Source organism: Paenibacillus sp. FSL M7-0656, assembly GCF_038003225.1.
In the GTDB taxonomy this organism is placed as follows: Bacteria; Bacillota; Bacilli; order Paenibacillales; family Paenibacillaceae; genus Paenibacillus; species Paenibacillus amylolyticus.
On record NZ_JBBOOT010000001.1, the window covers coordinates 569,861 to 592,656 of the forward strand.

Genomic DNA, 22,796 nt, shown 5'->3' on the forward strand with positions numbered 1-22,796 from the left:
AAAACAAAAATACAACTCTAAATTCCCGTCATGGAATTCGGAGTTGCATTTAATAAGTGGATTTTCGAATATTAGAAACCATATTTTAAGGATATATGGAGCACTGTTTCATTATTCGTATGATTGGTATAAGCGTGAGGATAATCTGCACGAAAACTGATCGTATCATATTGATTCAATGTGTAAATTTCTCCATTGACTTGTAACTCAATGGAACCCGTCATTACTGTCGCAATTTCAGTTGTATTCACATGATGACCTTCAGGATAATACGAGCTATTTGGCTGTAAGTATGCTCGACACATTTCAATATCGTTGCTTTTAAAGACGGGTTCAATGATCCAATTTTTCTCATCATTAGAAAACCGCAGTCCCTCCCCTGCTCGATACAAACTAACAGGTTTCTCTGATGTGAACAAAGCCAATAGCGGTAAAGATATTCCTTTTGAAATTTTCCATATGATGGCCAAAGTTGGATTTGTCTCGCCGCGTTCGATATTCCCTAGAGTAAGTTTGCTTACGCCCGTTAATTCTGATAAGTCGTCTAAGGTCATGTTTTTTTCTTTTCTATACTTTTTTAATGCACCGCCGATTTGTAATACAATTTGTTTTGACTCATCAATTTCATCCATTTGATATTCACCTCAATAAAAAACTATATAGCTAGTATATTGTTTATCCAGATTCTTTTCCATTCCCGTTCAATAGAACGTGATGAGATTTTATTGATAAAATTGTATTAAAAGGATAAAATGACGAGCATCAAAGGTTTTATTCGAAGAATGGTATAGCTTATGAAAGGTGGTTTAGCAATGAAGATTCTCATAGTGGGCTATTTTAGCAAGACCTCAAAATCAAATATTGCAAGGAGTTTTCCGCAAGACTGGAACGTTGTAATTGTTCCGCCCGGAAAAGAAATGCTGGATCATATTGAAGATTGCCAGGTACTCATCCCTGAACATATTAAAGTGGATCACAGTCTGCTTTCTAACGCAAAAAAATTAAAATTGGTACAGACAGGTGCAGGATTTGATAATGTGGATGTCCCTGCCTGTACACAGCGCGGCATTTGGGTGGCCAATGCTGGAGGAGTGAATGCACAGGCAGTGGCCGAGCACGTCATGGCACTGATATTGTCTTATTATAAAAACATACCGTTTCTTGATACTTTCATGAAAAACAAGATGGATGAAAATCAATTGGACTATACAGGGAGTGAATTAAAGGGCAAAACGATTGGGATTATCGGTTTGGGTGCTATTGGAAAAAAAGTAGCTGCGTTTTCCAGGGTTTTTGACATGAATGTGCTGGCTTATGCGAGAAATGCCACTGTACAATCTGATGGTTTTGTGAAAATGACGGATTTCGATACTCTTGTAAGTACATCGGACATAGTCAGTGTACATGTACCCTTGAATGAGCAAACCAAACAGCTGATCAACAAAGCGGCATTCAAAAAAATGAAAAATACCACTCTTTTTATCAATACAGCCCGCGGAGGCATTGTCAACGAAAGAGACTTGATTGATGCATTAAAAAACGGGGATATTTCAGGCGCATGCCTGGATGTGTTTGAATCTGAACCGCTTCCTATTGATAGTGAACTCCGGAATCTGGGTAATGTGATACTTACTCCCCATACAGCAGGAATGCCTGATGGTCGGAAATTTCATAAAACAAGATATGATTTCTTTATAAAGAATATAAGACGTGTAGAAAATGGTGAAGAGCCTGAAAGCAAGCTTAATCAGTTATGATGTTTTGGTGCAGGGATACCTTTCCCCTGCCCGTTTTGCACAGCAATTTACCGGAAAATCCAGACTACTGAAAAATTGTTCAACAAAAAAATCACCATATATTTTCTTCATCTGCGCTGTGTTAAATATATATTGTTCCATATGCTCAAGCTTGCGCAGACTGCGTACCAGTACTTTCCGATCATCTTCAGATAGGGTAGGGTCATCGTCTATCTTCGTCAGAGCATTTTTCACACGTGCGGATACCTGTTCAACATACAAATGGTTTTTGGATTTTGGCGGAATACATTGCGTCAGGTCACAGCTTACAAAACGAACACCGTCAAGGATGCAGTTTTCAAAATTGGCGATTAGCTTTTGTTGGCCATTTCCCTCAAACGTAATATCCACTAGCTTCCCAGTAAAGGAACAATTGAGGATATTAGCCGCTCGTAAAATCCGGTCAAGTTGGTATTCAAGTTCATGAAGTATGATCTATTGTTGCCAACGGTTAAATCGGTACCAAGTGTTAATATCTTCTCTATGGATTTCCCGCTCGGGTCAATGACTTCCATAATGAGTTTATGGTCAGTAGAACCTGTCTCATAAACTCCATTCCTTAAGAGATCATAATAAATAACGATATTAAGCATATCTTTCCCTGCGTTAAGCGTTCCCTCACCTCTCGTAATGTTGAGCTGTTAATACTCGTTATCTGGTGTTTTGTAGTAAGCAACTAATTGTGACTGCTTGGATTGCCGTTTTTCCTGGTTGGTCATTTCCAGTTCCGTGTACATTAGATTGGACTTTGCGTCAAGGTAAATGGTGGTCAAGCGTTCACGGACTTAGGTCTGCATTTTTTCAATGCCTAATGATACAGAAAAAAACCTCAGCCGGGTTAACCGAGATGAGGTTCTTTTAACTTTCTAGCAGGTCTCTCACGTATGCTTTATTTAATAACTTCAACCTTTTTATCCCCTGCTGACTTCGCTACTTCTAACGTTGTTGTACCCTGAATAGCGACTATCACGCCAGTAGCCAGCATAGAAACGATTAAAGCTGCACTGAGTGCTGTGGACATTTTCTTCTTGACCATAATCATACCTCCTATATTTATTAAGTAATAAGTGGCTCAAGACGATGACGAGCCGTGGGTGACTAATCAATTACAATATTTCACTTTTTTATTGAGTAATTCACCTAATGATTGTAGTATAACGTACTGACAATGATTGTAAAACAATTTTTTCCATTTGGAGTCTCATCCCATCGTTCCCACCTTACAGCAGTTCAAAATGAAGTTGAGTCTCAGGTAACTTCGTATTTCCTTTCCACTGATTTGCACCGTATCCCAATTCCAGAACCGCAGCAATGCGCTCGTTACTTAGTACACCAAACATTTCAGTACGGCTCGGGTCGTACATCCAGTCATGCAAGGTACAGCGCACACCCAGACTTTGCTCATGAGCCAGCAAGCGGAAATTCTGAATTAGGCAGCAGACAGCTGCAAAGTCCTCTTCCCGCTTATATTGATCCGCCTCTTCCTTCACCAAGACCAGAAGATACGCAGGAGCCTGATTCTGTAATCCCTGCATGATGTCCCCATACGGGTTATCAGCAAAGATGAATCGCCACGGCTCTCGGAGGCCATCATTTGGCGCCCATACGGCATGATTGAGCAACTCAAGGATTAGATCCTGCGATACCGGTTGATCCAAAAACTCACTCGGACCGTCCATGTCTCCTTCCAAATCTGACAATTTCATTTTTACATCCTCCTCTTCTATGTAGACTGTCCTCGCAATACGGTCCACTTCTGCTCGGCTGGTGTTCTTTTCCGACTTCTTGGTGCTTTGTCGTAATATCCTATATGAAGAATACCAACAAATCTTTCATCCTCACATAAGCCAATTCCATTGAAGAACCCTTCATGCTGAATCATGGACTCTGTATCCCACAACATTCCTAACCCTCGTTCCCAGCCCAACAGTTGGAAGCTCTGCATCACCCCGCAGGCAGCCGCATAATTACGGTCATTGGTCAGACGATTCGGTCCTACAGTCGACATAACAATGACGTGCGCAGGAATATCGGTAAATCTCTTTTTAAAAACATCCAGAAGTTTCCCTGGAATCAGCTTGCCGAGCTTGCTTTGTGACATCTGTTCCAGCATGCAGTCCACCAACCGTTTGCGTGCTTCTGGAGTTCCGGCATAAACTACACGCCATGAGACAGACTCAACAAATGGTTGAAGCCTTGTAGCCTTACGCAGTAATTCTACAATTAACTCCTGGTCCACCGGCGTAGAGTTACATTTACGAATACTCCTGCGCTCCCTGATCAATTCCGCCAGACTCATATGCTTCACTCTCCTTTGTTCTATCTGGATTCAATATTTATACTGCTGTCTTGAAGAAATTGATGGATTACTTTTAGCTCCGTTTCCGAATATTTGTCGAGAGTACGATAGAAGCGCTCAGCCTCATGTATATGAAGACGTTCATGCAGTTCAAAGATTTTTTTGCCTTGCGATGATAACCGAAAATAGCTCTCCTTTTTGTTGTCGTTCATTTTCGTACGTTTGACGAATCCTTCCTCTAACAGTTTGTTTCCAATTTTGGTGATACTTGCTTTGGACAAATTCATCGCCTCAGCAATACCCGTGTTGTTAATGGGCTCATTTTTGCCTATGCAATCTATCATATGAACCGCGGTCAAATGCTGAGGGATTTTCTCGATGCTTTCTCGCTGGGCGATACTTAGGAAATGCTCGATTTCTGTATCCTTGTGGTTCTCATACACATGTAAAAAACGGATAAATTGGTCATAAAGCAACTGTTTTGTTCTATCTTTTGAGATCATTCTTTGATCGCTCCTTATTTACTTGTAAACAAAAATATTCTTTAAAAAATAGAGTTATTCTAAATAAATTCTTATATTTAGTTTACTGGTTAACAATATATCATGAATGATAATGCTTATCAACTATATTCTCTGACATTACAACATTACTCTATAATCCAGGACAGAGACCTGCCTTGAACGGATTATCTTTTAATCTGCTCGTTAGTTAAACAAAAGCAGCCGATCACGCTGATCGGCTGCTTTCTTGCTTTCTTAAACTTGGGTTATTGGACTCAGTATCGTTCTCTCTACTTAAATTATATCGTTATTTATTATTTTTTTATAGACTGTTTTTTTTGAAATTCCTACACTATACTGCTAAATACAAAACTAAAAAAAGAGGTGGATCCGTATGGATGACAAAAAAGTGATCATAGACCAAGGTCCTTTTTTTCATGGTACAAAAGCAGGACTGCAAATTGGTGATTTATTAGAACCACAATTTTTATCAAATTACCAAGAAAAAAATTCTAACCATATATACTTTACTGCAACATTAAATGCTGCCAAATGGGGTGCTGAATTGGCACGATCTAATGCAAAAGAAAGAATCTACATTGTAGAACCATTAGGAGATTTTGAAAGTGATCCTAACGTAACTGATAAAAAGTTTCCTGGAAATCCAACACGTTCATATCGATCTAAATCGCCACTTAAAATAATAGCTGAATTAGCTTCATGGGAAAGACACTCTGAAGAAGAGATTAATCACATGATTACATCTTTGAGAAAACTAAGTGAAGAAGGAAAAAATATAATATATGATTGATCCCTCTCGTTTCGTTAAAAAAAAAGCCGCTATAATAGCGACTTGAATTGAACAATGTTCCCGTCCCACGACACTTCTTTATTGGAATATCTATGAGATACGCCATCATGGAATAAACTTTGATTATTTTGCTAATATCCACTTTTGTCGATCAAGTGATGGATTCAGTTCACTTAAGAAGAGTTCGGTCCCATCTTCCGATACCTCTAATGCTTTTTGATGATGAGCTGAAGTAATATAAACGGATCCGTCTTTGTTCTCGTGAAGGACCCAACGCTGGTTGTTGTACCCTAAGTAATGATACAGCTGAAGTTTGTTTTGCCCTATATCCAGATCAAGCGTCTGACCGGCCGTAGTACGAATCGAATACGAACCTGCTTCGTCACCTGTCGGAACAAATACCCACTTCTGGACGGAAGCTACACTTGTATCTTGCAAGGTAACCGGCTCCCCGTTGACAAGGTTCACGGTATAAATGGATTTCTGTGTTGCGGCATTTATAAGACTGGACTTGGTGATGTTTGCAGGTTCACCGTTGCTCACATTGACGTTCTGATAAGATGCGGAGCTGCCAAATACATGGAGTCCGAAGTGGCCTTCTGCAAAAGTACCATCCATGATATCTATCACTTTTTGACTGTCCACGTGAACGACAATATGCGGACCATTCGCTTCTATTTTCACCTTATACGTATGACCTGGCTGAATGAACGTTGGTACTTTTGCAAGAACCTGCCGTTCTTCAAATCCTCCATTGATTTTATAGAACAGACGAATGGCCTTCATGTTAGGGTCTAGATTCAGATAATAACCACTGCGACCATCTTCGCTAGCCCTGAACAAAATAGAACCTGCCCCTCCTGTTTCACCGAGCTTCATGTCTGCTTCATACGTAAAGTTCCCAGCCTTCTCTTTGGCAATATAATTCGCATCGCTAAAATATTTACCACGAATCCCATGTTCACTAACTGACCATGAAGCAGCAGACAGATCTTTAGTCCATCCACTCAGGTTTGTCTGGAACTCGCCACCTGAGACTTTAATGAGCACACTACTGGAAGTTTTACCATTCGGAGTAGATACGGTGACTGTGGACTCCCCTTCTTTTTTCGCCTTAATAACTGCGTGTGAATTGTCTACCAAGTCTATGGCTATTACGTCGTTATTACTGGAATTCCACTTCAGCGGTTGAACGCCTAGACCTGGGCCATACTCGACCATCGCCTGCAGTGTATCCGACTCGCCTACCCCCAGTTCCCGAACCCTCGTATCCATCTTTATTTGAGCTTTTGAAGGAGTGTCCTCATTCCAGACAGATTGAAGTTGATGCACTTTCAATGAAACAACGTTCACATTCCCACCTTTCACGTAAAAACCCATCGCTCTACTAGCAGGGTCCGGAAATATTACATCTGAAAAGACGACTTTGCCGTTGTTACCAAAGGCTTCAAGAGAAGACTCATCCACAAGAATACGCATCTTGATCCGATTATTCTCCATCTGCGTAGGTGCTTCATGTTTCTTACTGAAAAGGTTAGAAAAATCCGTTTCACCGGATGCAGTTCGGTCCACAAACATATGACTATCACTTGCCTTATAACCCACGACCGTCTTCTGATTTGCACCCTCACGAATGTTAAAGCCAAACTCGGTCACTGTGCTGGTTTCAGGGATTTCAATTTCAGCTTCAATTTCGTAAGCACCTGAAATAATACCTTTTAGCAGATTCCCGGAAGAAGGACTCACCGACTTGTTAGAAGCAGAGTACAAAGGTTTACGCAGTGATTCCAATTCTTTGATTGGACTTTGCGTCATCCGAATTCCATCTTTGGTTGTTACCAATGATACTTCTCTCGGAATGGTTAGTTCACCTTTCCAATTGGACGTTGGGAAAGCGAACGGATAGTCCCAATTCGTCATCCACGCCATCATCACTGTGCGATGATCAGGCATGTTAGCGAAAGACATCGAAGCGTAAAACTCTTTACCAAAATCTGTTCTTAGTACCTTACCCGCCGGATTATCGTTCACGAATTTACCATCAGCTGTTAAATGACCGATAAAATACTCGGCATCTGATCCGCCTGTTTTGGGATTCGCTCCTGTACTGATCATCATAACCCACTTCTTCTGTGACGTTCCGTCTACCGGAAGCTGGAACAAATCAGGGCATTCCCATACGCCTCCGCGGACGTAATCCCCATATCCCCAATTATCTGTCAATGTCCAGTCAAGTAAGTTCGTTGACGTGTAGAAACGAATATGATCTCCTCCGGACACAACCATAACCCAGCGGTTATTCTCATCATCACGGATCACTTTCGGATCGCGGAAATCCCAATTCCCAGCTTCATTTCCGCTCTTACCCGGGTTCTCGATCACAATCGGGCGTTCCTTCGAATACTCCCAAGTACGACCTTGGTCTTTACTGTATGCCAGACCTATACGCTGGTTCCCATTCGGGCTATCTGGGTTAAAGGAAGTATAATATGCAATAAGGCCCTTGCCTCCTGAATCTCCGAATAAACCAGATGCATTTGTCATATCCGCAATAGCCGACCCAGACCAGACATGTCCGTGATCATTCCAGGGAAGTGCAATCGGAAGCCGTTTCCAGTTCAGCATATCTTTACTTACCGCATGCGCCCATGTTCCTCCATCCTGATGGAAGAGATGATATTCTCCTTCGAAGTAGACAAGTCCATTCGGATCACTCGCTGAACCACGTATTGGCGTGTAATGATATTGTGGACGATATATCTCATTGTAATATTGGCTCAGTTCCGTTACATAAGTATCCTGAAAGTAAGCCGTCCCCTTTTTTACGACGATTCCGGTACTTCCACTCCTGTAGGTTGAATCTTTCACGTCAATCGCGGCCGTAGTGTATCCGTCCAGGAAGACCTGAATTCGATCTCCCTTTGCCTTGATTTCCACATGATGTTTGGCTCCCATCTGACTCGGATAAGTACGTTGCGAACTGGCAATTACTGTTCCTTTTGTATTCGTCAAACTTACACGGACCTGATCTCCTTCCTTCGTAAGAGTAGCTTCATATCCTTCAGCTCCATCGGTTGAAGATCGAAATGCGAGAGCTGCAATAGAATCAGGACGAAGGGTAATATTCCCTTCATAGACCATATCAGTCGCCTCTTTGTTATAGATTTGCTGTGCTATGCTCCCCTGTTCTACCGTCCCTCTTTTGCCGTTGATATCAGGCTGCCATTTTCCCTTGTTAGAAATCACCGTCCCCAAATTACCTTTCAGATCGCTCACCACGATGTTCGAAAACAAGGCGGATCCATCCCATACATGGAGTCCAAGCTTTCCGCTTTGATACGAAATGTCCTGAACATCAATTAATGGTTTATATTGATTGCCCCAATATACTTTTAGCGAGGAACCCACTGCCTTCACTTTGAGATGATAGATTTGCCCCATTTCAACAGAAACTTTACGCTCCTCCTTTAATTTCCCATCTCCATTTCTTGCATCTCTTAACCGAATCAGACCTGCGTCCGGAACGATTTGCAGCATGTACGAGCTAAAGCCATCCTCATTAGATCGAAACAACAATGTTGCATCCGCCTTCGTATCCCTGATCATGACATCAGCTTCATAGATAAAATCATCGGACACTGTCTCTGAGATGGCCATTACATTTTCTTTAGGCTGTGAAGTTAGCAAGATTCCTTCTGAAGTATCCTCTAATCCTCCTTTTCCTTTCACTTGCCAGCCTATCAGATTGGTATTTGATTTGGATGCGCTTTCAAAAATATCAAGCTCCTCCTTTGCCTGTTTATTTGTTTCCTGATCAGAAAGTACAGCACTAGCCGCAATTGATTTAGATGTAAAAATCCCGTTTGAAGTCAGAGTTAATCCCGTTGCCATCAGAAGACATATTGCGAATTTAGATTTATCTTTCATTCCATACCCTCTTTTCTAATAGGATTGTAAAGTCGGTTCAAATTTAATTGGTTTTGGACACCCAGTTCAGTTCGGTTGATTTTCCCAAATGCTTACGAGATCATTGATTTGAAGCGACACGACCTTTAGTTCTCCGCCAATGGCATAGAGTTCCAGCCCTCTACTTCCCAAGTCGGGGAAAATCGTGTCTGAAATGATAGTTGTCCCATTGTTGCCAAAGATCTCTACACTTGACCAATCAACATAGATGCTCAACTGTAACCGTTTATGCTCTGGCTTCATAGGGGCCTTGTGTTTTGTAGCAAAATCGGGATGGAAATCAACAGCGTTTGACTTCGTTCGATCGACAAACAACTCCTCATTCAAGACATTATATCCGATGACTGTCTCCTGGTTGGAAGAGGAAGACTTTCGCACCTTGAACCCAAATTCTATTGCATTACCGATTTCGAATTCCGCAATAATTTCCATCTTTGTAGCAGAAACATCAGACAAAACGTTCATATCTGGTTTAATCGTAATGTCTTGTAGAGACAGAATTGATCTTCTGAGTTGATTTAATTCAGTTATGGGTGCCTGAATTAAGCGAAGTCCTTCCGAATACGTCCTAAGCTGAATCTCTCGTGGGATTGACATATGGCCACGCCATTCTTTAGAAGGAAGAGTGGAAGCATAACGCCAATTATTCATCCAGCCGACCCAAATCTTTCGCCCATCCTCATTCGGGATACCATCCCAGGTCACGGCCGCGTAAAAGTCAGATCCGTAATCTATCCATTGGATTGTATCGAATGATTCCAATGGTTCATCTAGTGTAAAAACCTTACCATCAAAGTGACCTATAAAATACATCATGCCAGAACCGCCTGCGGGTGGTTCTGAATCGTTTGGATTTACGCCATTTCTATCTCCGACACTTAGTGTCAGAATCCATTTAGTGGTATTAGGGTCCTCATCCACTTGGAGTTTAAAAACATCAGGACATTCAAATATTCCACGATGGATGCCCGGAATATCAGAACCGAAACCGCTTGCAAAAGACCAATCCTTAAGATTCGAAGATGTGTAAAATTCTACACGGTCGCTTACAGCAAGAACCATTACCCAGTTTGAAGATTCTTCATGCCAGAATACCTTTGGGTCTCGAAAGTCTAGCGTCTCCGTGGGGAATAAAACAGGGTTACCTTCATATTTTGTCCAGGTTCTACCTTTGTCCTTACTGTAAGCGATGCTTTGAACCTGCGGTTTACCGGGTTGAGCGCTGTTATCGTTATTAGTATAAATTGCAACCAATCCTGATCCTGCTTCGTTGAAGAATCCGCTTGTATTGTTCTTATCGACTACCGCACTTCCCGAAAAGATCGCTCCATCTTCCCCAGGTGAGATGGCTGGTGGGAGTTCATCCCAATGTACTAAATCATTACTTACTGCATGCCCCCAATGCATTCTGCCGAAGTCAGGCTGCGTATCATGGGGAGTATATTGGTAGAAAAGGTGATATTCTCCTTCGTAATAAACCATTCCGTTAGGATCGTTAATCCAATTTCCCTTAGGGGAATAATGTATTTGCGGTCGGTATTCATTTTTATAAATAAAGTTTTCTGGACCTTTGCTGATACTATTTTCACCTGATAGATGTACTTTTTTAATTTTATTCACGCTCCCTTAAGGCTATTTATAATCTAAAAGAAGTAATATGCATTCCTTATTAACAAAATAAGCCACCTGTTTTCATTTGTCAAAGTATTTTTGTATAAATGAACACTATTTTTTATATATAAATCTTTTTTAGTTTACATTTGCACAATTTATGACTGATTATAGAAAATAACAATTTTTTAGTTAAGTTGATCTAATCATTTCTTTATTATTTCAAACCCATTGGTTTACAAATGTAAAAAAAGGTTGTATCTAAACTTCTCTTTACTTGTTCAGCAAAATATCGTTAGTATTAAACCTAATATTACCGATAAAACAAAAAAAGCCGCTAAAATAGCGACTTCAATAGGAATATGCTCTTGTCTCTTAACATGTTCTAAATAAATTAACGGCTCGCTTATGCTTTAACAACTTCAACCTTTTTATCCCCTGCTGACTTCGCTACCTCTAACGTTGTGTTACCTTGGATAGTGACTATTAGGCCAGTAGCCAGCATAGAAACGATTAAAGCTGCGCTGAGGGCTGTGGAAATTTTCTTCTTGACCATAACCATACCTCCGATATCTATTATGTTGTGTTATGCGGCTCAAAGAACTATGATGAGCCGGGTGTGACTAGATATTACAATATTTCACTTTTTTTGTTGGGTGATTTACCTGGTGATTGTATTATAACGTACTGCCAATCATTGTAAAAGGATTTTTTCCTTGTGTACAATTCCGCGGACTTATTACTACCTGGAACGTAAGGTCAATGATTCATATAATGGGCATATAGTTCCTCGAAGGTTGTAAAACGTTCGACTTTTCTGCCGACCTTATCATACTCTTCTCGATAATCATCCATCACTTCAAGGAGCTTCTCTTTCATAACTGGTAAATTACTGGCATCAAAGTACTGCATAAGATCAAATCTCTTGGTTCCTTTCTCTACAGCCATTTCAACAAGATACCCATGTGCTCCAAAGGCTGAAAGAAAGACGTAGGAAGAATCGTTCGCTGTAACACTGTTCAAAATTTTATTGCGGTAGTTGCACCACAATTCTTCATATGTTCCCCTCAGATTATCAAAGGTTGGAGCCGGTTTAACAATGAAGTTATCACACATCGTGCTATGTAATCTCGTAACGCTATTCAACATATTAAAAGATGTTATTCGAATATCTTCAATGGTATGAGCTTCGATGATTGACATGTATAAGGATTCGAAATCATCTGGAACATAGCGAAATGAGCGTATCTCTTCCAAATATCGCTTGATCCCTCGTTTGATACACGTGTTATTCATACTCACCAACGCATTGACGAGATTGTACAGAACGCCAGCAGATGCATATCGCACTGAACCGATATCTTCACCAAGCATCGTATCGCTGTATGCTTGCTTAGCCAGATCGATCCATTTATTTGCTCGATTAAGACATACTTCTCCTATCGGGTTCGCAAGTGCATCAAGAGCTTTTTGCTGGAAGTCGTTCAATTTCTCCAAATCCTCAGGCTTTGCATAGTAGAGTATTTTCAGGTCGGTTAGGCTCGATACGTTGGGACTCTCCAAGGTGGATTGCTCTTGTATTCTTGAATCCCATGGCGTGCAATAGATGTCATACCCAACGTCGTCCAAGATGAAGCAGTCAGATATTTCCCATCCCTTTTCTGTATTATTAATGATAATTAAATCAAGATCGCTCTTCTCGTGAAAGTCACCGGTGCTAAATGAACCAGTAAGCCCAATAATGGCGATATCGTCTAGAAAATCTCTTTTTACGCGTTCAATCACCATGTTAATGAGCAGTTCATTTTTGTCCAGCAGCTTCTTCTTTATGATTTCGTTCATTCGTTACACCTCTTTGTATGATCCGGCCGTCCTTCATCACAACAACCTTAACTTGAGTCTATCGACTTAGAGGTACGGTTACTATGTATAAGATGACTTAAGTCATCTTTGCACAAAATCCGCTAAACCGTCGATACGACGAGTTAGCGGATTTCATTAGTTCCTTGATTAGTTTTTTGTATAGACTATTTTCTTTATGCTTTCGCAGGACAAGAAATACCGATCCGCCAACTCCTCTATCCTGACTCCATTGCGGAATAAGGATTTAATCTCAGCGTTTCGAGCAGAGACCCTGCTCTTGCTCTCTGTTTTCTCGCCCCATTTCAGGTGCGCCTCTTTGGGTTTTGGGATATAAATCAATTCCCCTTGAACGTATTCCTGAATGATACGTAACAATTCTTCTGGAAAAATAGACTCGGCTTTTGAATATTTCATGGGCCTCACTCCTTATTTAATAGATCAATAAGGTGCAAAGCCAGTTAGTGGAATATTACGATTCGTCGTTGGCAATGTGATTATTCCCGGGCTCTATGCAAAGCATTGCCATATCCTTCACTGGCTTTGCATAGAGCCGTGCATGTAAGAATCCTACCCCGATTGTTTTCAATAGCCTCACCTCCATAGAAAATAGATAGTTTGCTATTCGCTTATTATATCAGGGCTTCTTGTTGAAATGTTTAATTATGTCTTTTGGGGCTGACACGATTGTACGCGTAAAGTGGGATGTATATCAAAAGGTAGGAGCAGGTAATTCATCAATTTTCAAACGTAGTAAAATGTACGGTTTTTGTCGCAGGTCTCTTCCATAATGAAATCTCGCCTGCCTATGTAATTGGTTCACAATCACATATAAGTATTGATCCGGACCAATCGAAAAAGTATCCGGCCATAAAATTCGGGGATCATGGGCGATGGTTTCCATGATTCCATTCGGCAATATCTTTCGAATACTATCGTTTTCGTAATCTCCAGCATAAACGTTTCCTTTAGCGTCTGTGATCATCCCATCAGATGCACCCTTCTCTCCCCAATACTGCACAAGATCACTTAACTTAAAATCCGGTATCGTTCTGTCTCTTAACGATTCTGTTGAGATCGAGTATAGCTGGCGACTGGTTAATGGACAATAGAATAACATTTTTCCATCAGGGGAAATGGCTATACCATCAGAGGCCAATCGAAAGGGAGATGTCGAACCATCCGCGTTTCGATTCATCAAAATTTCACCTTCCACTTTTGGCACAAAATATGGATCGGGTGAGGTCGAGCTTGCTCCATGCAACCGTCTATACGCATTTCCGTTTTCTAAATTTACGACGATAATAGCGCCTGGACCATTGGAAGAAGAATCCGTTATATATGCGAAACCTGCTTTTCCTACACGAAAGTCAAATCGGACATCATTCAGATACGTTGTTGGCAAGACTACATCATCTGCAAATGTATATACTTTTCTTATTGTATTTGTTTCTAAATCTACCGCGACTAATTTTGCCCCTCCTTTAATAGGCTCTGAAAAGTTTGGTGCAGCCGTGTCCAGTACCCACAGGGTTCCCCTTCCATCTGCAACAACACTCTGGACACTAATGAAGGACATAACGATATTCAATGGGTTGATCAAATTCGTTTCTTCATTAGGATAAGGTTGCATCTGACCATCAACAATTTCCGCTACCGTAAATCTAACGTCATCTCCCCATTTTGGAAAGCAAATAAAGGTACGCCCGGTTTCGGATACACTAACGCCTGTAGGCATAGCCCCGTAAAAGGAATGAACGAGTTCTAACTTACCAAAATATTCTTCCATAGGTAACATAGGCTGTATGATGTCCTCCTCAACATAGTTGAATAGATATTACCTATAATTATGTTCAAGACTTTTTCTAATGCCTGGCCCTTAATCATTCTTTTTTAACCTCGATTTTGAAATTGTCCGATACATTTAAAAATACAAAAAAACTTCGGCGTAAGCCGAAGCATGTTGACGTTAACTATATGTGCTCTAGGAAAAATGCTTCTTCCGATCGTCAACGCAAAACTTTGCCAAGCTTATCAGTACCAAAACCGTTTTATTGTTGGTCCGGTAAACCTAATGCATTGGCTGAAGTTATCGCTTGATCTAAAAATTCCTCTGCTCGGGTCAATTGCTGCCTGGCAATCTCCAACGCTTGTGAATTTGTTGCCGCATTAGATTCACTTAACGAGCTTATTGCCTGATTTAAAGCCGTCTGCACCTTAGAAACCGCGTTAGATGCATGCTGCTCCAGCGTATTACTACCACTCGAGTTAAGTGCATCTTCTGCTGGTTTTCTTGCGTTTTCGGTTGCTAGATCAATTTTGTTTTTATTGGGCACCGTGACTCCTCCTTCCATGAGTAAGATCATTCATTTAAACAGAAATAAGTATGGGATTGAGATTTTGTTTATATCCCTGCGACTGTATGGGAATATTCGGATCTTACCTCTCCGGTGATCATATTAGTATAAGATCCGATGCATTGGAAAATCTAATCTTGATGAAAAAGGAGGGGATCATTTCTGAATGGCTAATCCAACGCTAGCGCCGCACGAATCGATGGAACTGCATGAAGCGTTAAACTTCAAAACGCTCTGCATCGCTAAGTCGAAACTTATGCAAGGCCTGGTCTTTGACCAAGAGCTAAAAGCATTAATGCAGAAAGACGTAATTCAATCCATACAACAGATTGCTGAGCTGCAAGCAATCTACGCAAGAGCTCCTTTTCAAGCACCCGTTCCGAATAATCCGACACCTATAACACATTAAGGGGAACTCAGATGAATACCGATTATTTAGATCCGATTAATTCATTGAATATGCCGGAAATGGCAGATATGACTTTTGCCATGGACTTCCTTCTTCGTGCCAAGGAGGGTGTACGTAATTTGTCCATCGCCCTGACGGAAACGGCTTCACCGGATGTAAGAGCCCTGTTGCATACTCATCTGAAGCAGGGAATTGCAATGCACCAAGAAATTTCGGAGCTCATGATTCGCAAAAAATGGTTTCATCCTTATGAGCTGAACGAACAGTACCAACTCGATCAGCTTTCGGCGAAAAATACGGTGATGATCGGGCAGATGAATCTGTTCCCGGGTGATACGTCACGTAAAGGGATGTTTGATCGGACCCCAGATGAACATATTGGAGGACATAAAGCATGAAGGCGGTAACGTATCAAGGGGTTAAAAATGTCGTGGTCAAAGAGGTGCCGGATGCGAAGATTGTGAAACCGGACGATATGATCGTAAAGATCACCAGTACCGCGATTTGCGGTTCTGACCTTCATCTTATTCACGGGATGATCCCTAACCTTCAGGAAAACTATGTCATCGGACATGAGCCGATGGGGATCGTAGAAGAAGTGGGCCCTGGCGTGACCAAGGTAAAAAAAGGCGACCGCGTAATCATCCCGTTTAACATCGCATGCGGAGAATGCTTTTTTTGCAAAAATCAGCTGGAAAGCCAATGTGACAATTCCAACGAGCACGGGGATATGGGCGCATATTTCGGCTACTCTGGAACGACCGGTGGATATCCCGGCGGGCAAGCGGAGTATTTACGGGTCCCATTTGCTAATTTTACCCACTTTAAGATCCCTGAAAACTGCGAACAACCGGACGAAAAGCTAAGCTTGATCGCCGATGCCATGACGACGGCATTCTGGAGCGTAGATAACGCCGGCGTTAAAAATGGAGATACGGTCATTGTGCTCGGCTGCGGCCCGGTCGGACTCCTGGCCCAGAAGTTCTGCTGGCTGAAAGGAGCTAAGCGGGTCATAGCCGTCGACTATGTCGATTACCGCTTAAAGCATGCGAAGCGAACAAACCATGTGGAAATAGTAAACTTCGAACAGGATAAGAATATTGGGAACACTCTCAAGGAAATGACCAAAGGCGGCGCCGATGTTGTCATTGATGCGGTAGGAATGGACGGCAAGATGAGCGATCTTGAATTTCTAGCCAGCGGTATGAAACTGCAAGGCGGCACCATGAGCGCATTTATCATTGCATCTCAGGCTGTTCGCAAAGGTGGCACCATTCAAGTCACTGGGGTATACGGCGGACGTTATAACGGATTCCCGCTCGGTGATATCATGCAGCGAAACGTGAATATCCGTTCCGGACAAGCTCCGGTCATTCACTACATGCCATACATGTACGAGTTGGTTACGTCTGGCAAAGTGGACCCTGGCGACATTGTTACGCACGTCATTCCGCTCAGCGAGGCCAAACGGGGCTATGAAGTGTTCGATACAAAAACGGACGATTGCATTAAAGTCATCTTAAAGCCTTAAATATGAATAGATACATGGGAGGACAATCTGAATGGATTCCACTTACGCTTTGCATGAGATGCTCGAGGTGCATGAAATAGCTGCGTTCAAGACGGTTTGTATGACTAAATCCAAGACCATGCAAGCTCTGGTAACCGACCCGGAGCTCAAGCAAATTTTGCAACAAGATGCGATATTATCACAACAGCAACTTCAGGAGCTCGGTGAAGTGCTGTCTAAAGCGACTGTATAGGAGATAAAAAATGAACCCAATATTAGAACATATGACTGGTCTTAATACGTTGACCGATGACGTAATCGCAATGGATTTTTTGATGAACGCCAAGAGCAGTGTCAGAAACTACGCCATGGCTGTGACCGAATGTGCCACCCCCGAAATCAAACAAATTTTGATGAAACAGCTCGATGAAGCGATAGACTCTCATGAAAAGATATCAAATTACATGGTGCAGCATGGCTTATACCACCCTTACCATATTGCAGAGCAAATTCAGCTCGATCTGAAAAACATTCAGACTGCTATGAACATTCCGTCCTGACACCCTTTTTGATTTTAGCCAGAGACTTCAGAGAACAAAATGTTCCTATGTCAAGAATTTCAACAATAATAAAAGGCGGATACACTCCGCCCTTTTTTCGGTATCATCACGAAACACGCTTATACAAGCGTTCCTTTACTTAATTTCCATCCTGAGACTGTTTTATGGACGCTGCTCTCAACTTTAATTGACTACAGTGAACTTAAGGCTCCAGCCTCCATGACATCTCCCAAAAATCAAGTTCAAAGCGACTGCACATCACGAAAATATCTTCCATCCGTTGGTACGTTCCCTCGCTACAGCCTTCTAATAGCTTATCAGTTAACGTCACTAGGGATTGATTGTTGCTGTTGTATTCAGAGGAAGCATATCCTGTGATCCACTCTCCGTAAAAAGGATGCTCAGCTGCACCTGGCTTTTGGGCAAGGACTTGACCAATCTCTGCATAGCTCCATGAGCAGGCCAGAATGGATACAAGTACTTCTGCTATGCCACCCGCATGGGAAACAGAGAGCATATAGTTAGTATAGGCTGCATTTTTCAGGGCAGGTTTTACCTGGAAAACATGATCCTCTGTAATTCCTAATCGCTCCATATAAGAACGATGAATTTTCATTTCACCATTCAGGATGTTATCTACGTTTTCACTAAAAAACTGCATCAATTTGGGGTCGTGCGACTTGACAATACCTAGTGCAAATACGCGGGCATAATCGAACAGGTACAAGTAGTCTTGTAGCAAATAATAACGAAATTGTTCAACCGGTAAGGTACCATCTCCGATTCCTTTAACAAAGGGATGCTCGAGACATTCCTTCCACACGGGCTGTGCGGCCTGATATAGTCTCTCTGAAATAGTCAACATATGTTCCTCCAATTCATAATGTACGTATTTAAAAACAAAAAAACGAAACATCCATAGGATGTTTCGCAGACAAATACACTAAAACAAGGGGGTTCGCATGAGCTACCCAAGTACAGCGTTTCATCGTTGCATCCCTACGTTGGCATTATCCAAATCAGGTAAGGTCGGTTTAACACCCTCTCAGCCGGTTAAGGCTCCCTCGCAAACGGTTGTATGTAGTTGATTACTTTCTTATCCGCATAAAAGAAAAAATAACATCTATTTAGTATATCAAGGGCTGTTAAATATAGTCAAGGCAGATTGTATCGCCCTCATCAGCTTGAGTGACGTATGTAAACGATGAAAACCATCACAACAATGGTTGAGTTTTAGCCACTGTTATGATGGTTTCTATTCTTGCAACTACTGCCGATGGTTTAATGCCCGAGTTTGTTCTTTCCCACAAAAGTGAGTATTCCGTACTGGGAAGTGTTTCTCCAGCTCTCATTGGTCGTATCATTCCATTTAGCTACGCTCTGCTTACCTCCGCCCTGGTTGTCGTTAATTTGAAGCTCGAAGCCGAGAACATTTCCTGTTTTGGGCGTCAATGATTGTAAATGAATTCTGGCTTCTACGAGGTATCCTTTATTCGTTTTCTTCACAGCACTTACAAGGCGTCCGGGTGAGGCACCGCCTGCAAAGGTTCCTACATTGTCTGCACTGATTCTGAACTGGGCATCATCATATTGAAAATACGGTGTGCGCTGGTGATTCTCGTCCAGGAAAATCTCAACCGAATCCTGATCCCATGGGTTGATGCTATCTGTGATGATGTTTGGATCAGTGACGTCGATCAGCAGGTATAGATATTCACCTGACCACATTGCGCGAGCCACTGCCTCTGCACCTTCGCTTTGGTTCAACCGGTTTACTTCAAACGGTGCAACCTTATTCCATGATGTGTCTTTCTTCCCATCAATCTGAACAATCCCTTGTACAGCTTGTGCAGATTTGGGCATAGGGGCAAGCTGAATCACGCCGTATTTGCTTGTATCCTGTTCCTGAGATTGTGTTCGATCATTCCAGTACAGTGGATTATAAGGTTGTGTCCCACTTATACCGCCATCAGTCACACGGATATCCAATCCGGCTTCATATTCTGATCCGACTTGGATACCACCCCACGGAATGGACAATTCAACCTGATATCCGGTTTTGGTCTCGCGTACACGATATGAACGCTGCTCCACGCCCTCAGCTTTGCCCGACCGCTTAATGATTACATGTCGGTCATCTACTTCATATGAAGTGGTCTTGCCATTATTGAGATCAACAAAGATATCTACTTTGTCATTCACATCTGCCTTCGCATCCTGAACATCCACGAGGATATACAGGTTACTATGATCCCATAAGGTGCGGAAACTGGCTGATCCCGAAGAGTCACCCTTCAGTGGAGTAGACACCGCTTTGTTCCAGAGCGGATCTTGTGACTGTTTTTTGATATCCGGTTTACCCGAAAGTGAGACGGCTCTCTGTGTCAACACAGGCAAGCTGGATTCATCCACAAGTCCCCAGTATGCTTTTTTGGCCTTCAGGGCTGAATCAAACAGCATAGCCTGGTTGTTGTAAGACTTCTCATCTTGGAGTCCCCATAAGGTAACTGAAGAAATGTGGTCTTTGTGTTTTTGGTACAGATCCAACAGTTCCTTATATCGATACGCCTGCTTTACCGCAACTTCATCTGACATCTCTTCACCAAATGGAATTCCGCTATCCACATCCAGTTCCGTGATCTGAATATCCAATCCAAGTTCGGCGAACATGTTGATCGTTTTTTCAATTTCCTTGATGGGCGGGGATTCCAGGTTATAGTGGGATTGCAAACCCACACCATCGATGAGCCCCTTCTCTTTCAGTCGTTTGACCAATCGATACATATGCTCTCTTTTCTCAGGGATTTCCGTGAAGTATTCGTTGTAATATAATTTGGCATCCGGATCGGCTGCACGAGCGAATTCATAGGTTTTCTCAATGTAATCTGGACCGATTATTTCATAAAAGGGACTTTTACGTAAACCGTTGGCATCACCATTGCTATCCGCAATCGCCTCGTTTACCACATCCCAGGCATAGATCTTACCTTTGTATCGGGTCATGACGGTTTCAACATAATCCTGAATCCGGGCAAGCAGTAATTCTCGACTCGCAGGGTTACCCTGAGGATCCTTGAACATCCACTCTGCAGCATCAATATGCCACAACAACGCATGTGCGCGTACGCCCATACCATGCTCCTCAGCGAACTGAACATATTGATCGGCTGCCTCGAACTCATAGACACCTTCGGAAGGAGACATGTACTTCGGTTTCATCTCATAGGTTGCGGTCAAGCTGTTAAAGTGCTTTGTGAGCAGTTGTCCATATGCGCCTTCCAACTGCCAGCGATACACCGCTGCACCAATGGGGAAATCATCTTGATACAGGTCCTCCAGAGACAGAATCCCTTCTTCAATCTCCAGTTGCTCGGCCAGAGTAAATGATACATCATCCACATAGAACGATAACGTATCTACGCTATCTTCAGAGATGTAGGGTGTTTCGATGAACAAATTCAATTCAGTGGGATCATCGCTATACTGAAATTTTCCGGTGATCTTGTGCCATGTATTCCATTCTGCTTTGGCAATTTTCACGCTACCGATCGGGTTCCAGCTTTCGGCAGTTGTTTTTTTATATGTGGTGAGCTGTAGTGTTTGATCCGTGGTGGGCTCCTGGGTAAGTCTTACATATGCCGCAATTTCGTACTCTTGGTTACGCTTAAGCAGATCCTTCATGGATAACATCGGTCCATGATAGGAACGCTCACGGTTGGCGACCAGCATACTGGACTGACCTTCGTGTGCCTCCTGCTGTGTCACTGTCAGCCTTTCGTTACCTATACGTGGAGTCCATCCCTGAAGCGTACCGTCTTCAAAGTTTGTGCTCAAATGACCTCCCTCCACTTCCGTAACTGCCTTGGCAGCATGTGAGACATTCGTAAATGGAAGCATGGCGAGTACCAGCACAAGAACCAAGGCCGTTATATTCCATTGACCTAACCGTTTCATACAATTCCTCCTCTTGATTTGGTCTAAGTATTTCTGAACGGATTAACATCCAGATAAATAGATTATAGCTCTTTAGATAGCGCTTACATATAACAAATTTCCAATAATTATAATAAAATGTTATCGCTTGGTAATCTCATGTGGGTTTAGGAAGCTGGAGTTCGTTCGCGTGGAATATCAAAAAGCCGCTACATATGTGCAAAAATAAAAGACCGTTTCCCGATAAAATACGAGAAAACGGTCATCGTTAGAAAGTATCTTTTTTCCTGTCTGCTAACAGGAATATAAACTTTGTTTTATAATCGTCCCTCGTGACCCTGATCCTCCTGCACAATTCGAGCTATGTGAATCATCAAATATAATAATTCCTCGTTTGATATGGAGATATCCAGCATATTCTGCACGTAGGTTTTAATCATCTCCGCGCATTTGTATTCAAGCGGATGCTCCTTCACCATGTGCTGAAATATAAAATCTTTCGCCGAATTGCCCAGACGCCCTTCTTGTAAACGCTGGATGAAGAATTGCAAATGTGTGACAAGTCTCACATAATGGATGGAATTTTTGTTCAATTGCATATCAAAGGTGTATTGAATCAGGTTAAAAATATCTTTTAACATCTTAACGGATTGCATCGTGCGCTCCATATTCTGCTCATGTGTTTGGGCATTCACGAAATGAAAAGCGATATTCCCTGCTTCTTCTTCCGGCAGTTCAACCTCCAATTCTAGATTCAGCATCTGAACGGCTTCAAGGCCCAGTGCGAATTCGACAGGATGAAACCTCTGGATCTCCCATAACATGCGATTCTGTAATGCTACACCTTTTTTCCATCGTTCAATGGCAAATGACAAGTGATCCATAAGCGTGAAGAAGATTTGATCGTCAAGAGACAGCTTTTCTTTTGCATTGGTAATCAGTTTGTTTATGACATTCACATGTTTTTCTGGCATGTTTTCGATGGTTCGTACGTAAGCCTGGGCAGACGGATTATTTTGCAAAATGAATCGTTTCTGGATGTGTTCTTCATCCAGCCGCTCGCCGACTTTGCCTTTGAATGCCAACCCTTTTCCCATGACAATCATCTCTTGCCCCTGTTCATCTTTGATCAGAAGCAAGCTGTTATTTAATATTTTGATTACTCTCATGCATTCATCACG

24 protein-coding genes and 1 riboswitch are annotated in these 22,796 nt (G+C 42.1%); of the genes, 7 read left to right on the forward strand and 17 right to left on the reverse strand.

Features of this window, described 5'->3' with window-relative positions:
* Nucleotides 1-71: 71 nt before the first annotated feature.
* On the reverse strand, nt 72-632 hold the full coding sequence (locus tag MHI01_RS02470) for a helix-turn-helix domain-containing protein (protein WP_091021004.1): 561 nt from the start codon (nt 630-632) through the stop codon (nt 72-74).
* Between the two features lie 180 nt (nt 633-812).
* Between MHI01_RS02470 and MHI01_RS02475 the strand changes: the two genes are divergently transcribed.
* Entirely contained in the window at nt 813-1,757 is a 945-nt protein-coding gene (locus MHI01_RS02475) for an NAD(P)-dependent oxidoreductase (RefSeq protein WP_340982439.1), read from the forward strand.
* On the opposite strand, the gene MHI01_RS02480 is transcribed toward MHI01_RS02475, so the two are convergent.
* The 6 genes from MHI01_RS02480 to MHI01_RS02505 all read right to left on the reverse strand — a co-directional run bounded on the left by MHI01_RS02480 (nt 1,752) and on the right by MHI01_RS02505 (nt 4,598).
* On the reverse strand, nt 1,752-2,147 hold the full coding sequence (locus MHI01_RS02480) for a hypothetical protein (protein WP_340982440.1): 396 nt from the start codon (nt 2,145-2,147) through the stop codon (nt 1,752-1,754). The genes MHI01_RS02475 and MHI01_RS02480 overlap by 6 nt on opposite strands.
* Nucleotides 2,148-2,437: 290 nt before the next feature.
* Nucleotides 2,438-2,569: a hypothetical protein gene (locus MHI01_RS02485; protein WP_339193479.1), complete on the reverse strand. Its 132-nt coding sequence runs from the start codon at nt 2,567-2,569 to the stop codon at nt 2,438-2,440.
* A 116-nt stretch (nt 2,570-2,685) separates the two neighbouring features.
* Complete coding sequence (locus MHI01_RS02490) at nt 2,686-2,832, reverse strand: hypothetical protein (protein ID WP_179087923.1); 147 nt, start codon at nt 2,830-2,832, stop codon at nt 2,686-2,688.
* A gap of 184 nt (nt 2,833-3,016) precedes the next feature.
* Nucleotides 3,017-3,502, reverse strand: coding sequence for a nitroreductase family protein (locus MHI01_RS02495; protein ID WP_253508780.1), 486 nt, complete (start codon nt 3,500-3,502; stop codon nt 3,017-3,019).
* A 17-nt stretch (nt 3,503-3,519) separates the two neighbouring features.
* Entirely contained in the window at nt 3,520-4,095 is a 576-nt protein-coding gene (locus MHI01_RS02500; protein WP_340982441.1) for a nitroreductase family protein, read from the reverse strand.
* A 20-nt stretch (nt 4,096-4,115) separates the two neighbouring features.
* On the reverse strand, nt 4,116-4,598 hold the full coding sequence (locus MHI01_RS02505) for a MarR family transcriptional regulator (RefSeq protein WP_253508776.1): 483 nt from the start codon (nt 4,596-4,598) through the stop codon (nt 4,116-4,118).
* A 394-nt stretch (nt 4,599-4,992) separates the two neighbouring features.
* On the opposite strand from MHI01_RS02505, the gene arr reads away from it, so the two are divergent.
* The gene (gene arr, locus MHI01_RS02510; RefSeq protein ID WP_253508774.1) at nt 4,993-5,409 is read left to right on the forward strand and encodes an NAD(+)--rifampin ADP-ribosyltransferase; all 417 of its coding nucleotides are present in this window, start codon (nt 4,993-4,995) and stop codon (nt 5,407-5,409) included.
* A 123-nt stretch (nt 5,410-5,532) separates the two neighbouring features.
* On the opposite strand, the gene MHI01_RS02515 is transcribed toward arr, so the two are convergent.
* From MHI01_RS02515 to MHI01_RS02545, 7 genes are all read right to left on the reverse strand, one after another.
* On the reverse strand, nt 5,533-9,336 hold the full coding sequence (locus tag MHI01_RS02515; RefSeq protein WP_340982442.1) for a GH32 C-terminal domain-containing protein: 3,804 nt from the start codon (nt 9,334-9,336) through the stop codon (nt 5,533-5,535).
* A gap of 66 nt (nt 9,337-9,402) precedes the next feature.
* Complete coding sequence (locus tag MHI01_RS02520; protein WP_339187044.1) at nt 9,403-10,995, reverse strand: glycoside hydrolase family 32 protein; 1,593 nt, start codon at nt 10,993-10,995, stop codon at nt 9,403-9,405.
* Nucleotides 10,996-11,392: 397 nt separating this feature from the next.
* Entirely contained in the window at nt 11,393-11,542 is a 150-nt protein-coding gene (locus tag MHI01_RS02525; RefSeq protein WP_164783315.1) for a hypothetical protein, read from the reverse strand.
* 203 nt (nt 11,543-11,745) lie between these two features.
* Entirely contained in the window at nt 11,746-12,828 is a 1,083-nt protein-coding gene (locus tag MHI01_RS02530) for a nucleotidyltransferase domain-containing protein (protein ID WP_340982443.1), read from the reverse strand.
* A gap of 168 nt (nt 12,829-12,996) precedes the next feature.
* Nucleotides 12,997-13,263: a CD3324 family protein gene (locus MHI01_RS02535; protein ID WP_340982444.1), complete on the reverse strand. Its 267-nt coding sequence runs from the start codon at nt 13,261-13,263 to the stop codon at nt 12,997-12,999.
* A 295-nt stretch (nt 13,264-13,558) separates the two neighbouring features.
* Entirely contained in the window at nt 13,559-14,644 is a 1,086-nt protein-coding gene (locus MHI01_RS02540; protein WP_340982445.1) for an L-dopachrome tautomerase-related protein, read from the reverse strand.
* 253 nt (nt 14,645-14,897) lie between these two features.
* Nucleotides 14,898-15,182 carry a hypothetical protein gene (locus MHI01_RS02545; protein WP_036615403.1) on the reverse strand — a complete coding sequence of 95 codons (285 nt, stop codon included), beginning with the start codon at nt 15,180-15,182 and terminating at the stop codon, nt 14,898-14,900.
* Nucleotides 15,183-15,369: 187 nt separating this feature from the next.
* Here MHI01_RS02545 and MHI01_RS02550 point away from each other — a divergent pair, with 187 nt between their 5' ends.
* From MHI01_RS02550 to MHI01_RS02570, 5 genes are read left to right on the forward strand one after another with little or no spacing between them, the layout of a single operon-like run.
* On the forward strand, nt 15,370-15,612 hold the full coding sequence (locus tag MHI01_RS02550) for a hypothetical protein (protein WP_036615405.1): 243 nt from the start codon (nt 15,370-15,372) through the stop codon (nt 15,610-15,612).
* 11 nt (nt 15,613-15,623) lie between these two features.
* Nucleotides 15,624-16,010: a spore coat protein gene (locus MHI01_RS02555; protein ID WP_047843178.1), complete on the forward strand. Its 387-nt coding sequence runs from the start codon at nt 15,624-15,626 to the stop codon at nt 16,008-16,010.
* Entirely contained in the window at nt 16,007-17,143 is a 1,137-nt protein-coding gene (locus MHI01_RS02560; protein ID WP_047843177.1) for a zinc-dependent alcohol dehydrogenase, read from the forward strand. The genes MHI01_RS02555 and MHI01_RS02560 overlap by 4 nt, the downstream gene beginning before the upstream one ends.
* 31 nt (nt 17,144-17,174) lie before the next feature.
* Nucleotides 17,175-17,375, forward strand: a complete 201-nt coding sequence (locus MHI01_RS02565) for a hypothetical protein (RefSeq protein WP_047843176.1) — start codon at nt 17,175-17,177, stop codon at nt 17,373-17,375.
* Nucleotides 17,376-17,385: 10 nt separating this feature from the next.
* Nucleotides 17,386-17,682: a spore coat protein gene (locus MHI01_RS02570; protein WP_047843175.1), complete on the forward strand. Its 297-nt coding sequence runs from the start codon at nt 17,386-17,388 to the stop codon at nt 17,680-17,682.
* Between the two features lie 202 nt (nt 17,683-17,884).
* Here the strand turns inward: MHI01_RS02570 and tenA are convergent, their stop codons facing one another.
* From tenA to MHI01_RS02585, 3 genes are all read right to left on the reverse strand, one after another.
* Nucleotides 17,885-18,547 (reverse strand): thiaminase II, encoded by a 663-nt coding sequence (tenA, locus tag MHI01_RS02575; protein ID WP_445744890.1) that lies wholly within the window; start codon nt 18,545-18,547, stop codon nt 17,885-17,887.
* A gap of 113 nt (nt 18,548-18,660) precedes the next feature.
* Nucleotides 18,661-18,758, reverse strand: a riboswitch (TPP riboswitch).
* Nucleotides 18,759-18,963: 205 nt separating this feature from the next.
* Nucleotides 18,964-21,636 carry an endo-1,4-beta-xylanase gene (locus MHI01_RS02580; protein WP_340982447.1) on the reverse strand — a complete coding sequence of 891 codons (2,673 nt, stop codon included), beginning with the start codon at nt 21,634-21,636 and terminating at the stop codon, nt 18,964-18,966.
* Nucleotides 21,637-21,932: 296 nt separating this feature from the next.
* Complete coding sequence (locus tag MHI01_RS02585) at nt 21,933-22,784, reverse strand: PRD domain-containing protein (protein WP_340982448.1); 852 nt, start codon at nt 22,782-22,784, stop codon at nt 21,933-21,935.
* Nucleotides 22,785-22,796 lie beyond the last annotated feature (12 nt).